Source organism: Methylobacterium isbiliense (assembly GCF_022179325.1).
Taxonomy (GTDB): domain Bacteria; phylum Pseudomonadota; class Alphaproteobacteria; order Rhizobiales; family Beijerinckiaceae; genus Methylobacterium; species Methylobacterium isbiliense.
The window spans coordinates 1-12933 of the sequence record NZ_BPQQ01000034.1 but is presented as its reverse complement, the minus strand read 5'-3'; the positions used below and the strand labels follow the sequence as shown (position 1 = coordinate 12933).

The window sequence follows — 12933 nt, the reverse complement described above, 5'->3', positions numbered from 1 at the left end:
ACTACAGCGTCCGGGCAAGGCCGGGCGTCAGCGGGGCGAGCCGCAGGGCGGGATCGGGCTGGCGCCGCCACAGACCCTCCGCGTCCCGCTCGACCACGGCGAGCCGGGTGCCGCCCGCCCCCGCGAGCGCGCCGACGAGGCGACCGCCCGGGGCGAGGCGCGCCAGCAGGCCCTCGGGCAGGGCCGGCACGGCCCCGTTGACGAGGATGCGGTCGAACAGGCCGTCGCCGGGCGCGCAGCCGTCTCCGTGGACGACGGACGCCCCCGCGAAGCCCTCGGCCGCGAGGCGCTCCGCCGCCGCCGCCGCCAGGCCCGCGTAGCGCTCCAGGCTCTCCACGCCCGCGCAGCCGAGGCGCAGCAGCAGGGCCGTGGCGTAGCCCGACCCGGTGCCGACTTCCAGCGCCCGCGCCCCCCGCGGCGGATCGAGGGCCGAGAGCATGGCCGCGACGACGCTCGGGGCCGTCATGGTCTGGCCGCAGGGCAGCGGCAGCGCGAGGTCGCGGCGGGCCAGTTCGCGCAGGGCGGGCGGGGCGAAGCGCTCGCGCGGGACGCGTTCCATCGCCCCGAGCACGGCCGGGTCGCGGACCCCGCGGGCGCGCAAGGCCAGCACGAAGGCGGCGGCCTCGACCGCGCCGGAGGTCTCGCGCACGGGTGGGAGGCTAGCCGAGCGCCTGCGCGAAGCGCGTCAGGGTGGGCTCGTCGGTGAGGTCGAGGCGCAGCGGCGTGACCGCGATGCGCTGCTCGGCGATGGCCTTGAGGTCGGTGCCGTTGGCCGGCTCGAACCGCGCCTTGGCGAAGGCGAGCCAGAAATACGGGTTGCCGCGCCCGTCCATGCGCTCGTCGATGGCGAGGAGCTGCTGGTTGCGCATGCCCTGCGCCACCACCGCGAGGCCCCGCACCTCGTCCGGCTCGCAATCCGGGAAGTTGACGTTGACGAGGATGCCCGGCTCGATCCCGGCCTCCAGGATGCGCCGGACCGTGCGCGGGCCGTGATGGGCGGCCGTGTGCCACTTCACGTTGGCGCGCCCGCCCGCCCCGTAGGCCTGGCTCATGGCGATGGAGCGCACGCCCAGGATCGTCCCCTCCATCGCCCCCGCGATGGTGCCCGAATAGGTCACGTCCTCGGCGACGTTCTGGCCGCGGTTGACGCCCGAGAGCACGAGGTCGGGTCCCTGTTCCTTGAGGATGTGGCGCACCCCCATGATGACGCAGTCGGAGGGCGTGCCCTTGACCGCGAAGTGCTTCTCCGAGACCCGGCGCAGGCGCAGGGGATCGTTGAGCGAGAGCGAGTGCGAGACGCCGCTCTGGTCGGTCTCCGGCGCCACGATCCAGACGTCGTCCGAGATCGCGCGGGCGATCTCCTCCAGGACCTTCAGCCCCGGCGCGTGGATGCCGTCATCGTTGGTGACGAGAATGCGCATCAGCTCTTCGGTCCTTCGATCCGGGTGAGGCCGCCCATGTAGGGCGCGAGCGCGGACGGTACCGTGACGCTGCCGTCCGGGTTCTGGTAGTTCTCCATCACGGCGATGAGCGCGCGGCCGACCGCCACGCCCGAGCCGTTGAGGGTGTGGACGGGGACCACCCCCTTGCCCTCGCGGGGGCGGAAGCGCGCCTCCATGCGCCGGGCCTGGAAGTCGCCGCAGACCGAGCAGGAGGAGATCTCCCGGTAGGTCTGCTGGCCCGGCAGCCAGACCTCGATGTCATAGGTCTTCTGCGAGGCGAAGCCCATGTCGCCGGTGCACAGCGTCATCACCCGGTAGGGCAGGTCGAGCTTCTTCAGCACCGCCTCGGCCGAGACCAGCATCCGCTCGTGCTCCTCGGCGGATTGCTCCGGCGTGGTGATCGAGACGAGTTCGACCTTGGTGAACTGGTGCTGGCGCAGCATGCCCCGGGTGTCGCGCCCCGCCGCCCCCGCCTCGGCCCGGAAGCAGGGGGTGAGCGCGGTGAAGCGCAGCGGCAGCTCGTCCTCGGCGAGGATCGCCTCGCGCACGAGGTTGGTGAGCGGCACCTCGGCGGTTGGGATGAGCCAGCGGGTCGGCCCCGCCTGCGGGTCGAGGGAGCCCGGCAGCGCCGCGAACTGGTCCTCGCGGAACTTCGGCAGCTGCGCGGTCCCGAACATCACCTCGTCGCGCACGAGGAGCGGGGGCGCGACCTCGGTGTAGCCGTGCTCCGTGGTGTGCAGGTCGAGCATGAACTGGCCGAGCGCCCGCTCCAGCCGGGCGAGATGGCCCTTGAGCACCACGAAGCGCGACCCCGAGAGCTTGGCGGCCGCCTCGAAATCCATCAGGCCGGCGGCCTCGCCGATCTCGAAGTGCTGGCGCCCGCTCTCGGGCCGTCCGCGCCCCTCGAAGCGCCGGTACTCGACGTTGCCGTGCTCGTCGGCGCCCACCGGCACGTCGGCCTTCGGCGTGTTGGGGATCGCCGCGAGCGCCTCGTTCAGCCGGCGCCCGGCCTCGTCGGCGGCGGCATCGAGGGCAGGGGCCTCGTCCTTGAGGCGGGCCACCTCGGCCATCAGCGCCTGCGCGCGGGCCTCGTCCTTCGCCTTCTTGGCCGCGCCGACCTCCTTCGAGAGGGCGTTGCGGCGCTCCTGCGCGGCCTGCGCGGCCGAGACCGCGGCCTTGCGGGCATCGTCGAGGGCGATCAGCGCGGGCGAGAGCGGCTCCAGCCCGCGCTTGCGCAGGCCCTCGTCGAAGGCCTGCGGGGTCTCGCGGATGGCGCGGATGTCGTGCATGTCACGGGCCCGAATCTGGCGGTCCGCCGGACCGCCCTGGGAGAGGCGACGACGCTTTGCAGCATCGCCCGGCCCGCGACAAGGGTGGGCGGCCCCGCGCTCAATCCGCCAGCCGGATCTCGCCGTCCATCGGGCCGAGCCCCTTCGGCACCGGCACGCTGGTGAGGCCGTAATTCGCGTTCACCACGAGCTTCGGGTTGGCGGTGAGCCGGATCTGCCGGCTGACGATGACGGTGAAGTGCGATTGCTGCGCCACCTCGTTCGTCGCGTCCACCACGAGGCGCCCCTTCGGCAGGTAGATCGTCCCGGTCATGTTGGAGACGTAGTTCGACTTGATCTCGTGCTCGCGCATCTCCCCGGCGCCGCGGTCCTCGTAGAACAGCAGGCCCGCGAGCGGACCGCCGGTGGGGGCGTCGAGGTCGACCCTGGCGTTGCTGAGGAACTGGAACCGGGCGTTCGCGCCGGTGAGGTAGAAGCCGACGCCGTCGCCGGCCACATCGGCGTTCGAGTCGACGACGAGCGGCCCGCCGCTGATCACGTAGGTGCCGGGTTCGAGCGTCACCACCGAGTTGCCGCCGATGAACAGGCCGCCGCAATAGGTCCCGGCGGGCACGCGGTGGCGGCTGCCGGGCGTGCCGCGGTCGATCACGGAGGTGCCGGGCAGGCAGGGGCCGGGCGCGGGCGCGGCGCGGCCGGCGAGTGGATCGGGGATCGCCGCGCAGTCGCTCATGCGGCTGCCCCGGAAGGAGCCCTGGCCGGAGAAGCCGCCCGCCGAGCACACCTTGGCGGCCGTGACCTGGATGCCGCTGTCGCTGGCGATGCCGGCCGCGTGCCGGGCGTTGGAGTGGACGTCGCAGTCCCGCGCCGTGAGCCAGGAATTCGACTTGAGGTGCACGGTCTCGGCCGCGGCGGCGTCGAGGGCGAGCACGCAGAGCTTGCGCCGGCCACTCAGGATCGCGGTGGCGTCGGCGGCGAGATCTCCGGGCGCCACGCCGAGCAGGCCCGCGAAGCTGTCCTGCCGGGGCATGCGGATCGCCACCCGCACGGACGCGGCGTCCGGCAGCGCCGCTTCCACGATCGGGACCTGCCGGAGCCCGGCCGCGTCCAGGCGCGCCAGCACGATGCTGCGGGCCACCGCATCGACCCGGCGCAGATCCGCCGTGCTCACCGACAATTCCCGGGCGGCCGAGAGGGCGGCGGCGTCGGCGGCGGCCTGCAGATGCGTCTGCTGGCGCGTCCAGGTTGCGTAGTCGACGGCCGTGCCGACCGCGCCCAGGAGGACGGGGGCGAGCAGGGCGAAGACCACCATCACGCCGCCGGCGGTGTCGGCCCCGAACGCCCGTCCCCGCCGCAAGCCCCAGCCCATCCGCCGCGCCATCGCCTCCGCCACTCCGCACGGCGAAACCGTGGGGGAGTAAAGCTTACGCCTTTGCCAAGGAGGTCGGCGACGGCGACGGCCATGTGCCCGAAGGGTTAGCGGGATGCTGCGGCGATCGGATTCCGTCCGCATTCCACGAACTGCGTGATCCTTCGGTCGCGGTCCCGCGCCCATCGGCGTGTGCGCAGAGCTTGGTATCGCCCCATGGCCCGGAAAGCGGTTCCGCCGTCGGGCGGACGGGGCGGCTCTCCGACGTCCCGGGCTCCCGCAGGACGCGCGGGGGAGAGCCGCCGCGCCCTCCTCACTCGAGGTCGAGCATCAGGCGCAGGTTCTGCACCGCGGCGCCCGAGGCGCCCTTGCCGAGGTTGTCGAGGCGCGCCACGAGCACCGCGTGGGCGTGAGCGTCCGAGCCGAACACCCGCAGCTCCAGACGGTCGCTGTCGTTCAGCGCCTCCGGCTCCAGGCGCTCGCGGTGGGCGCCGTCCTCCGCGCCCGGCACCACGCGCACCAGGGGCTCGCCCTCGTAGGCCGCCTGGAGCGCCGCTTCGAGGTCGCCGGCCGCGGGCCGGCCCGGCAGCGCGTCGAGGTGCAGCGGGATCGACACCAGCATCCCCTGCCGGAAGTTGCCGACCGACGGGATGAAGATCGGGCGCCGGGTCAGGCCGCTATAGGCCTGCGTCTCGGCGAGGTGCTTGTGGGCGAGGCCGAGCCCGTAGAGCTCGAAGGCCGGCGCGGTGCCGGCCTCGTAGGCCTCGATCATCTTGCGCCCGCCGCCGCTGTAGCCGCTCACCGCGTTGATGCTGATGGGGAAATCGGCCGGAATCAGCCCCGCCTCGACGAGCGGGCGCAGGAGCGCGATGGCGCCCGTCGGGTAGCAGCCCGGATTGGCGACCCGCCGCGAGGCGCGCAGGGCCGTGCGCTGGCCGCGCGTCATCTCGGCGAATCCGTAGGTCCAGCCGGGCGCGACCCGGTGCGCCGTGCTGGCGTCGAGGATGCGCGGGCCGCCTCCGGGCAGGCCGTCGGCCATCGCCACGGTGTCCACCGCGGCATCGTCCGGCAGGCACAGGACCACGAGGTCCACCTCGGCGAGCAGCGCGCGCTTCGCCTGCGGGTCCTTGCGCGCCTCGTGCGGGATCGAGCGCAGGCGGATGTCGTCGAATCGCTCCAGGCGCTCGCGGATGCCGAGACCGGTCGTGCCGGCCTCGCCGTCGATGAAGACGCTCGGGCGCTGCAGGGTGGCTCTGGTCATGGACGTGGCTCCGCGCGGGCGCTGCGGCGCCGCGACACCGGGTGGATGCGGGCAGTCTCGGCCCGAGTCAACCGTCCGATCCCAGTCAGTTGACCCGGCCGCCCCTGCGGAACCCGGCCGCGCGGGCTCCTGTTGGTGGGCGACGATCGAGAGGACGCCGACGAGAGAGGATGACATGGCCGGAACAGCCAAGAAGACCGACCCGAAGCTGTGGGACAAGGTGAAGGCGCAGGTCACGCGCTCCGCCAAGGGCGGCAAGCCCGGGCAATGGTCGGCCCGCAAGGCCCAGATGGCCGTGCAGGAGTACAAGCAGGAGGGCGGCGGCTACGAGGGCAAGAAGTCCTCGGACAACCACCTCACGCAGTGGACCGACGAGGATTGGGGCACGAAGTCGGGCGCCAAGAGCGGCGAGACCGGCGAGCGCTATCTGCCCAAGGCCGCGCGCGCGCGCCTGAGCGACGCGGAGTACCGGCGCACCACCGCCAAGAAGCGCGCCGACAGCGCCAGGGGCAAACAGCATTCCCGCCAGCCCAAGGACGTCGCCGCCAAGGCCGCCTCCGCCCGCAAGGGCTCCGCGAAGGGCGCCACCAAGGCCGAGCTGATGCGCAAGGCGAGGGAGCGCGACATTCCGGGCCGCTCCCGGATGTCGAAGGGCGAGCTGGAGCGGGCGTTGGGCGCCTGACGGCAACGGGGCCGCGTCGCGGCTCCGGCCCGCGCATCGCCTCATGTTGCAACGCAGCAGAAACGTCCCATATGCGAGGGGGAGGGAACGCCTGAACCGCCGAGCCGCAGCTCCGGAGATCGATCATGGCGTCCCACACTCCGTCAAACTCCCTTGCCCATTCCCTTGCCCGAGATCCTTCGCGGGCCGGCTCGTCCGGCCGTGGCGATGCCTCGCGCGCTCGCCCCGCGCCCGCCGCACCGGTGCGGCGCATCCTCGCGGCGCTGGCGGAGACGCACCGGCAGCGGCTGGACTTCGAGATCGCCCGCTCATCCGGGTCCGCCGCCTCCGCGCGTCCCGAACCCGAGCACGCGCTGTCCTGGCGCTTCGGCGTGCCCGTGAGATAGGCGCGAGGCGCGACCGGCCCCCGTCGCCGCCCGGCCGTCAGGCGACGTCCGCGGTGCCGAAGCTGCTGATGAAGTCGTTCAGGCGTTCGCCCTGGATCAGGATGTGCTCCCGGAGGTGATGCTCGGCCCCGGCGGAATCGCCGGCGGCGATCGCCTCCACGATCATTGCGTGCTCGCCGAGCGACTGGGAGACGCGGTGGCGTGCGCGCAGCTGCAGCCGGCGATACGGCTTGAGCAGGGTATGGAGCTGCCCGGCCTGCTCGGCGAGGTAGTGGTTGTGGCAGGCCTCGTAGATCGTGCGGTGGAAGCGCTCGTTCGCGTAGTAGTAGGTGTCCGCGCAGCCGTTCCGGGTCGCCTCCACGCATTGCTCGTGCGCCGCGACGAGGCGGGCGCGCTGCGCCTCGGTAATCCGGCGTGCGGCCAGCGCGCCGCACATGCCTTCCAGCGCCGCCATCGCCTCGAACCGCTCGATCACGGCCTGCAGGGTCAGGCTGGCCACGAAGGCGCCGCGGCGCGGCTGCAGCTCCACCATGCCGGTCGAGGCGAGCTGCATCAGGGCTTCCCGGATCGGCGTGCGCGAGACGCCGAAACGCGCCGCGAGGCTCTGCTCGTCCAGGCGATCGCCTGGCCGGAAGTGACCGGTCACGATGTCCTGCTCAAGCTGATCCCTGAGCGCTTCGGCGCGGCGCATCGCTCGTTCCTCGCGGGCCGCCGGCGAGCATAGGGCTGCCGTCATTATCCTTCAACGCCATTCTTGTATACAAGACGCTTGTTTCTGCGTACCGTTCGGCTACAAGGGATCCAAAGCGAGGGAGGCACCGCAAGCCGTCCCCGTCGGCGGCCTCGAAGGCTGCGGCCGAGCACACGGAGGAAACACGCGTGACGCCTCACCTGATCTCGATCTACGCGCTCTGCGCCATGTTCGTGGTGGCCACGATCTGGCCGGTCAACATGGGCGTGCTGGCCTTCGTCGGCGCCTTTCTGGTCGGCACCCTCGCGGCAGGCCTGTCCACTAAGGAGATCATCGCCGGGTTTCCCGGCGGCCTGTTTCTCACGCTCGTCGGCATCACCTACCTGTTCGCCATCGCGCAGAACAACGGCACCATCGACTGGCTGGTCCAGCTCGCCGTCAGGGCGGTGCGCGGCCGGATCGCCGCCATCCCGTGGATCATGTTCGGGATCACGGGGGCGCTCACGGCCGTCGGGGCCGTCTCCCCGGCCGCGGTCGCGATCATCGCCCCGATCGCCCTGGGCTTCGCCGCGAAGTACAACATCAATCCGTTGCTGATGGGTCTGCTCGTCATCCACGGCGCGCAGGGCGGCGGTTTCTCGCCCATCAGCATCTATGGCGGCATCACCAACACGGTGGTGGCGAAGGCTGGCCTCCCCCTCAACGAACTCTTCACGTTCTTCGCGAGCCTCGGCGTGAACCTCGCCGTCGCGGTCCTGCTGTTCGTCCTGATGGGCGGCCTCAGGCTGATGGGGACGAAGGCGGCGCTCGCGGGCGCCCCGGGCGGCACGGACGTGCCGCCTGTCCGGGTCACGCTGCCGCAGCGCGGGCCCCAGGCGTTCGGGGACGCGGAGGCCGAGGCGCTCACCGAGGAGCGGAAGCTGGAGAAGGGCCTCGACGATCCGCTGGTCGAGGATCGTGCCGAGGCGGAGACGGCCGGCGGCTCGCGGCTCTACCAGGGGCTCACGCTGGTCGGGCTGATCGCGCTCGCCGTGCTGGTCCTGGCCTTCAACCTGGATATCGGCTTCGTCTCGATCACCATCGGGCTCGCCCTGTCGCTCGTGGCGCCCAACCTGCAGAAGCGGGCGATCGGGCAGGTGAGCTGGCCCGAGATCATGCTGATCACAGGCGTGAGCACCTACGTGTTCGTGCTGGAGAAGATGGGCACGATCGGGTTCGTCGGGAACAGCGTCGCCGGCCTCGCCTCGCCGATGATGGCGGCCCTGCTCCTGTGCTTCATCGGGGCGGTGGTGTCGGCCTTCGCGTCCTCGACGGCGGTGCTGGGCTCCCTCATCCCCCTGGCGGTGCCGTTCCTGCAGGCCGGCACGGGCGTCAATCCGGTGGGCTTCATCGGGGCGATGGCGGTCTCGTCCACGATCGTGGACGTGAGCCCCTTCTCGACCAACGGCGCGATCGTGCTCGCCACGGCCAAAAACGTCGACCGGGATGCATTCTTCCGCAAGCTCATGGGCTATGGAGCCCTGGTGACGGTTGTGGCCCCCGTCGTGGTGTGGCTCCTGTTCATCGTCATCGCCTGAGGGGAGCGGCCTGAATCCGCGGCCCTCGGGCCGTCATCCCCGCCTCATCGCCGCCGCCGGGCCGGTCTCGGCGCCGGCGCGTGATGCCGAGCCGCAAAGCTGCCCTTTTCTGGGGCGACCGGGGGCGTGCCTCGCCCCCGGGCAGGTCCGTCAGTCAGGAACCGGCCCGCACCCGCGCGGCGGCCGCCGAGCACGAGGTTCTCCCGAGACATGTCGCACCCCCCTTCCGAGCACGGTCCTCTCATGCCGGGGCTCTCGTCATGAGCGACCTCCTGACGGCCGAAGTCCTGTCGGCATTCCTGCAGGTCATCATGATCGACCTGGTCCTCGCCGGCGACAACGCGGTCGTGATCGGCTTGGCGGCGGCGGGCCTGCCGCGGGACCAGCGCAACAAGGCCATCCTGATCGGCATCGCCGCCGCCACGGTCCTGCGCATCGTCTTCGCCGGAATGGTCTCCCAGCTCCTCGCCATCGTGGGCCTGCTCCTGGCCGGCGGCATCCTGCTGCTCTGGGTCTGCTGGAAGATGTGGCGCGAGCTGCGGGCGGGCCACGCGGAGCTGGACCTCGAAGCCGAGGAGGCCCTGGAGGATCGGGATCTCGACCGGGATGGCCAGATCGCCGAGCACGCCCCGCGCAAGACCTTCGGTCAGGCGGCGTGGCAGATCGTCGTGGCGGACGTGTCGATGTCGCTCGACAACGTGCTGGCGGTGGCGGGCGCCGCGCGCGAGCACCCGGTCGTCCTCGTCTTCGGCCTTGGCCTGTCGATCGCCCTGATGGGCATCGCCGCGAGCTTCATCGCGCGCCTGCTGCAGAAGTATCACTGGATCGGCTATGTCGGCTTGGTGATCATCCTGTACGTGGCCCTCGACATGGTCTACCGCGGCTTCCTCGAAGTCTGGCCCGTCGTCAGCAACGTCATCGGCTCCAGCGGCCTGTCCTGAGCGGGGCTCAGCGCGGCCCCGCCACGATGCCGTCGTCGTGCAGGCGCGCGACCTCGGCATCGCCGTAGCCGATCTCGGCCAGGATCTCGTCGGTGTTCTCCCCCAGGCTCGGCGCGCGCCGGGGAGCGACGCGCTCCACGTCCGAGAACACGATCGGGTTGCCGGGGGTGAGGTACGACCCGATCCCCGGATGCTCCAGCCGGGTGAACATCGGGTTGTCGGTCGAGCAGTCCGGATCCTCCTCCACCACCTGGCGGAACGAGCGGTAGCGGGACCACGTCACGCCGCGGGCCTGGAACGCGCCCGCGAACTCGTCGAGCCGGCGCGCCGCGAAGAAGGGCGCCAGCACCGCCGTGATGGCGTGGCGGTGGTGGTAGCGTTCGCCCTCCTGCCGCAGGTCGGCGCCGAGCCGTGCGGCGAGCGCATCCATCTCGGGCCGGGTCCCGGTCGCCGCCTGAAGGGTGTCCCATTGCCGCTGGGTGAGGGCCACCACGATCACCCGCTCGCCGTCCCGGCAGACGAAATCCTGCGCATAGGCGCCGTAGAGCGCGTTCCCGACCTTCGGGCGGTCGGTGCCGTTCACCGTCACCTCGCCGATCAGGCCGAGATTGCCCAGCATGGCGAGCGCCATGTCCTTGAGCGCGAGTTCCACCACCTGGCCGCGTCCGGTCAGGCGGCGGTGGCGCTCGGCGGCCAGGATGCCCAGCGCCGCCTGCTGGCCGGTGATGCAGTCCCAGGCCGGCAGCACGTGCCCCACCGGCTCGGTCGAGCCCTCCGGCCCCGTGGCGGCGGGAAAGCCCACCGCGGGGTTGACCGTGTAGTCCACCTGCGGCCCGCCGTGGCGGTCGCCGGTGATCGACATCATGATCAGGTCCTCGCGGTGCTGCCGCAGCGTGTCGTAGTCCATCCAGCCGCGCACGCGCAGGTTGGTGAGGAAGATGCCCTTGCCCTCGCCGGGCTGGCAGATGAGGCGGGTCACCACCTCCTGTCCGCGCGGGGTGGACATGTCGACCGCGAGGCTGCGCTTGCCCTTGTTCAGCCCGGCCCAGAACAGGCTGCGGCCCTGGTCGGTCACCGGCCAGCGCGCGTGATCGAGCCCGCCCCGGATGCGGTCGAAGCGGATCACGTCCGCACCCATCTGCGCCAGCGTCATGCCGGCCAGGGGCGCGGCGACGAAGGCCGAGCCCTCGACGATGCGCAGCCCCGCCAGGATCTTGACCATGCCGTCCTCCCCGGGCGCCGCCGGCCGCGCGATCGTGGCGCGCGGGCGCGCCGCCCGAGCTTACGGAGGTCGGTCGCGCTTGGATAGCGACCGGCCGGGAGCCCGGGGCAGGGCTGAACCCGGCGGGCGGAGAGGTGCCGCGCGCCACCGGGCTTCGCCTTCGCGGGCGTCTCCCCGTACCATCGCCCGGCAAGCCCGGCCGGGCACCCGCGGATGCCGCAAGAGGCAGGACCCGTCATGCTGAGACACTGGCTGTCCCTCACCGCCGCGATGGCGATGGCCGTCCCGCTCTGGCCGGTGCGGTCGCTCCGGGCCGAGGAGCCCCTGCGCCTCGTGCTCGGGACGGCGACGCCGGGGGGCGGCTTTCCGGCCTACGGCGAGGCGCTCGCCGCCGCCCTGCGCGAGGTCGATCCGGCGCTGGAACTCGCGCGGCGCGCCACCACCGGATCGAGCGAGAACCTCGTCCTGCTGCGGGAGGGGCAGGTCGACCTGGCGCTCGTGCAGGGCGAGTACGCCCACGAGGCCCTGGCCGGGCCGGATCGGGCCGGGCTCGCGGTGGTAGCCCCGGTCTACGCCGCGCCCGGGCTCTTCGTCGTGCCGGCGGCGAGCCCGGTGCGCGCCCTCGCGGATCTGCGGGGCCGGCCGGTCGCGCTCGGCACGCGCAGCTCCGGCCTCACCGCGATGGGGCGCACGGTGCTGCGCGGGGCCGGCCTCGAACCGGAGCGCGACATCCAGCCGATCCTGCTCGACCGGGCCGGCGACGGGCCGGAGATGGTCCGCGACGGCCGCGCCGCCGCCCTGTGGGGCGGCGGCCTCGGCTGGCCGGGCTTCCGGGCGATGGCCGCCGCGCCGGGCGGTGCCCGCTTCTTCGGCCCGCCCGCGGAGGCCCTGGACGCCATCCTCGCCCTGAGCCCCTCGCTGCGCCGCATGACGGTGCCGGCCGGGACCTTCCCGGCGCAGGCGGAGGCGATCGCGACGGTCGGCTCCTGGAGCTTCATCATCGCCAGGCCGGGTCTGGAGGATTCGGCCGTGTCGCGACTCGTGCGGGCGATCGATCGCGGCCGGGACGCCCTGGCGCGGCATCTCCCGCACGAGCGGGCGAGCGATCCGCGCGACCTGCCGGCCGCGGTTCCGGCCGCATGGCTCCATCCCGCCACGGCCGCCTTCCTGCGCGAGGCGGGCGCCCTCCCGCCGTGAGGGGCGACCGGGCGGTGCTCCTACTCGTCCATCACGCTCTCGCGCAGGCGCAGCACCTGAGGGCGCAGATCCTGGCAGGCGAGGCTGCGGGCGAAGCGGTCGATCTCCTGCGCATCCCGCGTGGCGCGCAGCCGCGCCAGGATCTGGGCCTCCTGCTCGCAGCTCGCGGGCGCGCCGGTGGCCCGCGCCGTCGCCGGAGGAAGGGCCGCGCCCGGCGACCGTTCCGGTCCCGGCGACCGTTCCGGTCCCGGCGAGCGTTCGATTCGTGGGGCCGGCCGCAGCGGCTCCGGATCGGGCACCACCTTCGGGGGCGGCAGCGCCTCCTCGGCGGCCGTGCTCTCGATCAGGCGCGCGAGCTGGGGCCGCAGCTCCTCGCAGGTCAGCTCGCGCCGGAAGCGCAGGATCTCCTCGGGCACCCGCCGCGTGCGCAGGCGCGCCAGAGTCTCGGCGTCGCGCTGGCAGGCCTCCGCGCGGCCGGCCGCGGGCGGCAGGGCCTTGGGTCCCGGATCGATCGCCGCCGTGACCGGATCCTCGGTCGGCGGGCGCGTCTCCGGCAGGAGCTTGGGCGAAGGTTTGGGCAGTGGTCCGGGCAGCGGCTTGCGCTCGGGCGGCGCCGGGGGCGAGGCGCCCGCGCCGACGGTGAGCTTGCTAAGCTGCGCCCGGGCGAGGTCGGCGTAGAACCCGGCCGGATGCGCCGCCAGGAACGAGCCCCAGGCTTCCTTGGTCCCGACCCGCTCGGCGAACTCGTAGTCGCGCCGGGTCTCACGCACGAGCCGGCCCGCCGGGTCGGCCGCATCCTGGCCGCCGGGATCGGGCACCAGGGCTGCGGTCGCGCCGCCGAGCGACCCGTAGACGAACGGCAAGCAGGAGCCGTTCGTC

At 72.9% G+C, this 12933-nt stretch carries 11 protein-coding genes and 1 pseudogene; 4 read left to right on the top strand and 8 right to left on the bottom strand.

What is annotated here, in order from left to right:
* Position 1 precedes the first annotated feature (1 nt).
* The 5 genes from MFF61_RS14970 to argC all read right to left on the bottom strand — a co-directional run bounded on the left by MFF61_RS14970 (position 2) and on the right by argC (position 5358).
* A complete protein-coding gene (locus MFF61_RS14970; RefSeq protein WP_238235866.1) occupies positions 2 to 649 on the bottom strand; it encodes a protein-L-isoaspartate O-methyltransferase family protein in 648 nt (215 codons plus the stop codon).
* A 10-nt stretch (positions 650 to 659) separates the two neighbouring features.
* Positions 660 to 1421 carry a 5'/3'-nucleotidase SurE gene (gene surE, locus MFF61_RS14965; protein WP_238235865.1) on the bottom strand — a complete coding sequence of 254 codons (762 nt, stop codon included), beginning with the start codon at positions 1419 to 1421 and terminating at the stop codon, positions 660 to 662.
* Positions 1421 to 2731, bottom strand: coding sequence for a serine--tRNA ligase (gene serS / locus MFF61_RS14960; RefSeq protein ID WP_238235864.1), 1311 nt, complete (start codon positions 2729 to 2731; stop codon positions 1421 to 1423). Before serS ends, surE begins: the two co-directional genes overlap by 1 nt.
* A gap of 100 nt (positions 2732 to 2831) precedes the next feature.
* Complete coding sequence (locus MFF61_RS14955) at positions 2832 to 4109, bottom strand: TadE/TadG family type IV pilus assembly protein (protein WP_238235863.1); 1278 nt, start codon at positions 4107 to 4109, stop codon at positions 2832 to 2834.
* A 301-nt stretch (positions 4110 to 4410) separates the two neighbouring features.
* The gene (gene argC, locus MFF61_RS14950; RefSeq protein WP_238235862.1) at positions 4411 to 5358 is read right to left on the bottom strand and encodes an N-acetyl-gamma-glutamyl-phosphate reductase; all 948 of its coding nucleotides are present in this window, start codon (positions 5356 to 5358) and stop codon (positions 4411 to 4413) included.
* Positions 5359 to 5533: 175 nt separating this feature from the next.
* Here argC and MFF61_RS14945 point away from each other — a divergent pair, with 175 nt between their 5' ends.
* Positions 5534 to 6040 (top strand): DUF5872 domain-containing protein, encoded by a 507-nt coding sequence (locus tag MFF61_RS14945; protein WP_238235861.1) that lies wholly within the window; start codon positions 5534 to 5536, stop codon positions 6038 to 6040.
* Between the two features lie 423 nt (positions 6041 to 6463).
* Here the strand turns inward: MFF61_RS14945 and MFF61_RS14940 are convergent, their stop codons facing one another.
* Positions 6464 to 7117 (bottom strand): GntR family transcriptional regulator, encoded by a 654-nt coding sequence (locus MFF61_RS14940; protein WP_238235860.1) that lies wholly within the window; start codon positions 7115 to 7117, stop codon positions 6464 to 6466.
* Positions 7118 to 7305: 188 nt separating this feature from the next.
* On the opposite strand from MFF61_RS14940, the gene MFF61_RS14935 reads away from it, so the two are divergent.
* Positions 7306 to 8694, top strand: a complete 1389-nt coding sequence (locus tag MFF61_RS14935; RefSeq protein ID WP_238235859.1) for an SLC13 family permease — start codon at positions 7306 to 7308, stop codon at positions 8692 to 8694.
* Between the two features lie 260 nt (positions 8695 to 8954).
* Entirely contained in the window at positions 8955 to 9635 is a 681-nt protein-coding gene (locus MFF61_RS14930; protein WP_238235858.1) for a TerC family protein, read from the top strand.
* Positions 9636 to 9642: 7 nt separating this feature from the next.
* Here the strand turns inward: MFF61_RS14930 and MFF61_RS14925 are convergent, their stop codons facing one another.
* On the bottom strand, positions 9643 to 10857 hold the full coding sequence (locus MFF61_RS14925) for a CoA transferase (protein WP_238235857.1): 1215 nt from the start codon (positions 10855 to 10857) through the stop codon (positions 9643 to 9645).
* 237 nt (positions 10858 to 11094) lie between these two features.
* On the opposite strand from MFF61_RS14925, the gene MFF61_RS14920 reads away from it, so the two are divergent.
* Positions 11095 to 12054 (top strand): TAXI family TRAP transporter solute-binding subunit, encoded by a 960-nt coding sequence (locus tag MFF61_RS14920; RefSeq protein ID WP_238235856.1) that lies wholly within the window; start codon positions 11095 to 11097, stop codon positions 12052 to 12054.
* Between the two features lie 20 nt (positions 12055 to 12074).
* Here the strand turns inward: MFF61_RS14920 and MFF61_RS14915 are convergent.
* A pseudogene (locus tag MFF61_RS14915) lies at positions 12075 to 12933 on the bottom strand (hypothetical protein); the annotation flags it as partial.

Excerpts from the sequence above, each read along its gene's own strand:
- MFF61_RS14920 (WP_238235856.1), top strand. The coding sequence starts at position 11,095 with ATGCTGAGACACTGGCTGTCCCTCACCGCCGCGATGGCGATGGCCGTC.
- MFF61_RS14930 (WP_238235858.1), top strand. The coding sequence starts at position 8,955 with ATGAGCGACCTCCTGACGGCCGAAGTCCTGTCGGCATTCCTGCAGGTC.
- argC (WP_238235862.1), bottom strand. The coding sequence starts at position 5,358 with ATGACCAGAGCCACCCTGCAGCGCCCGAGCGTCTTCATCGACGGCGAG.
- MFF61_RS14955 (WP_238235863.1), bottom strand. The coding sequence starts at position 4,109 with ATGGCGCGGCGGATGGGCTGGGGCTTGCGGCGGGGACGGGCGTTCGGG.
- serS (WP_238235864.1), bottom strand. The coding sequence starts at position 2,731 with ATGCACGACATCCGCGCCATCCGCGAGACCCCGCAGGCCTTCGACGAG.
- MFF61_RS14940 (WP_238235860.1), bottom strand. The coding sequence starts at position 7,117 with ATGCGCCGCGCCGAAGCGCTCAGGGATCAGCTTGAGCAGGACATCGTG.
- surE (WP_238235865.1), bottom strand. The coding sequence starts at position 1,421 with ATGCGCATTCTCGTCACCAACGATGACGGCATCCACGCGCCGGGGCTG.
- MFF61_RS14925 (WP_238235857.1), bottom strand. The coding sequence starts at position 10,857 with ATGGTCAAGATCCTGGCGGGGCTGCGCATCGTCGAGGGCTCGGCCTTC.
- MFF61_RS14945 (WP_238235861.1), top strand. The coding sequence starts at position 5,534 with ATGGCCGGAACAGCCAAGAAGACCGACCCGAAGCTGTGGGACAAGGTG.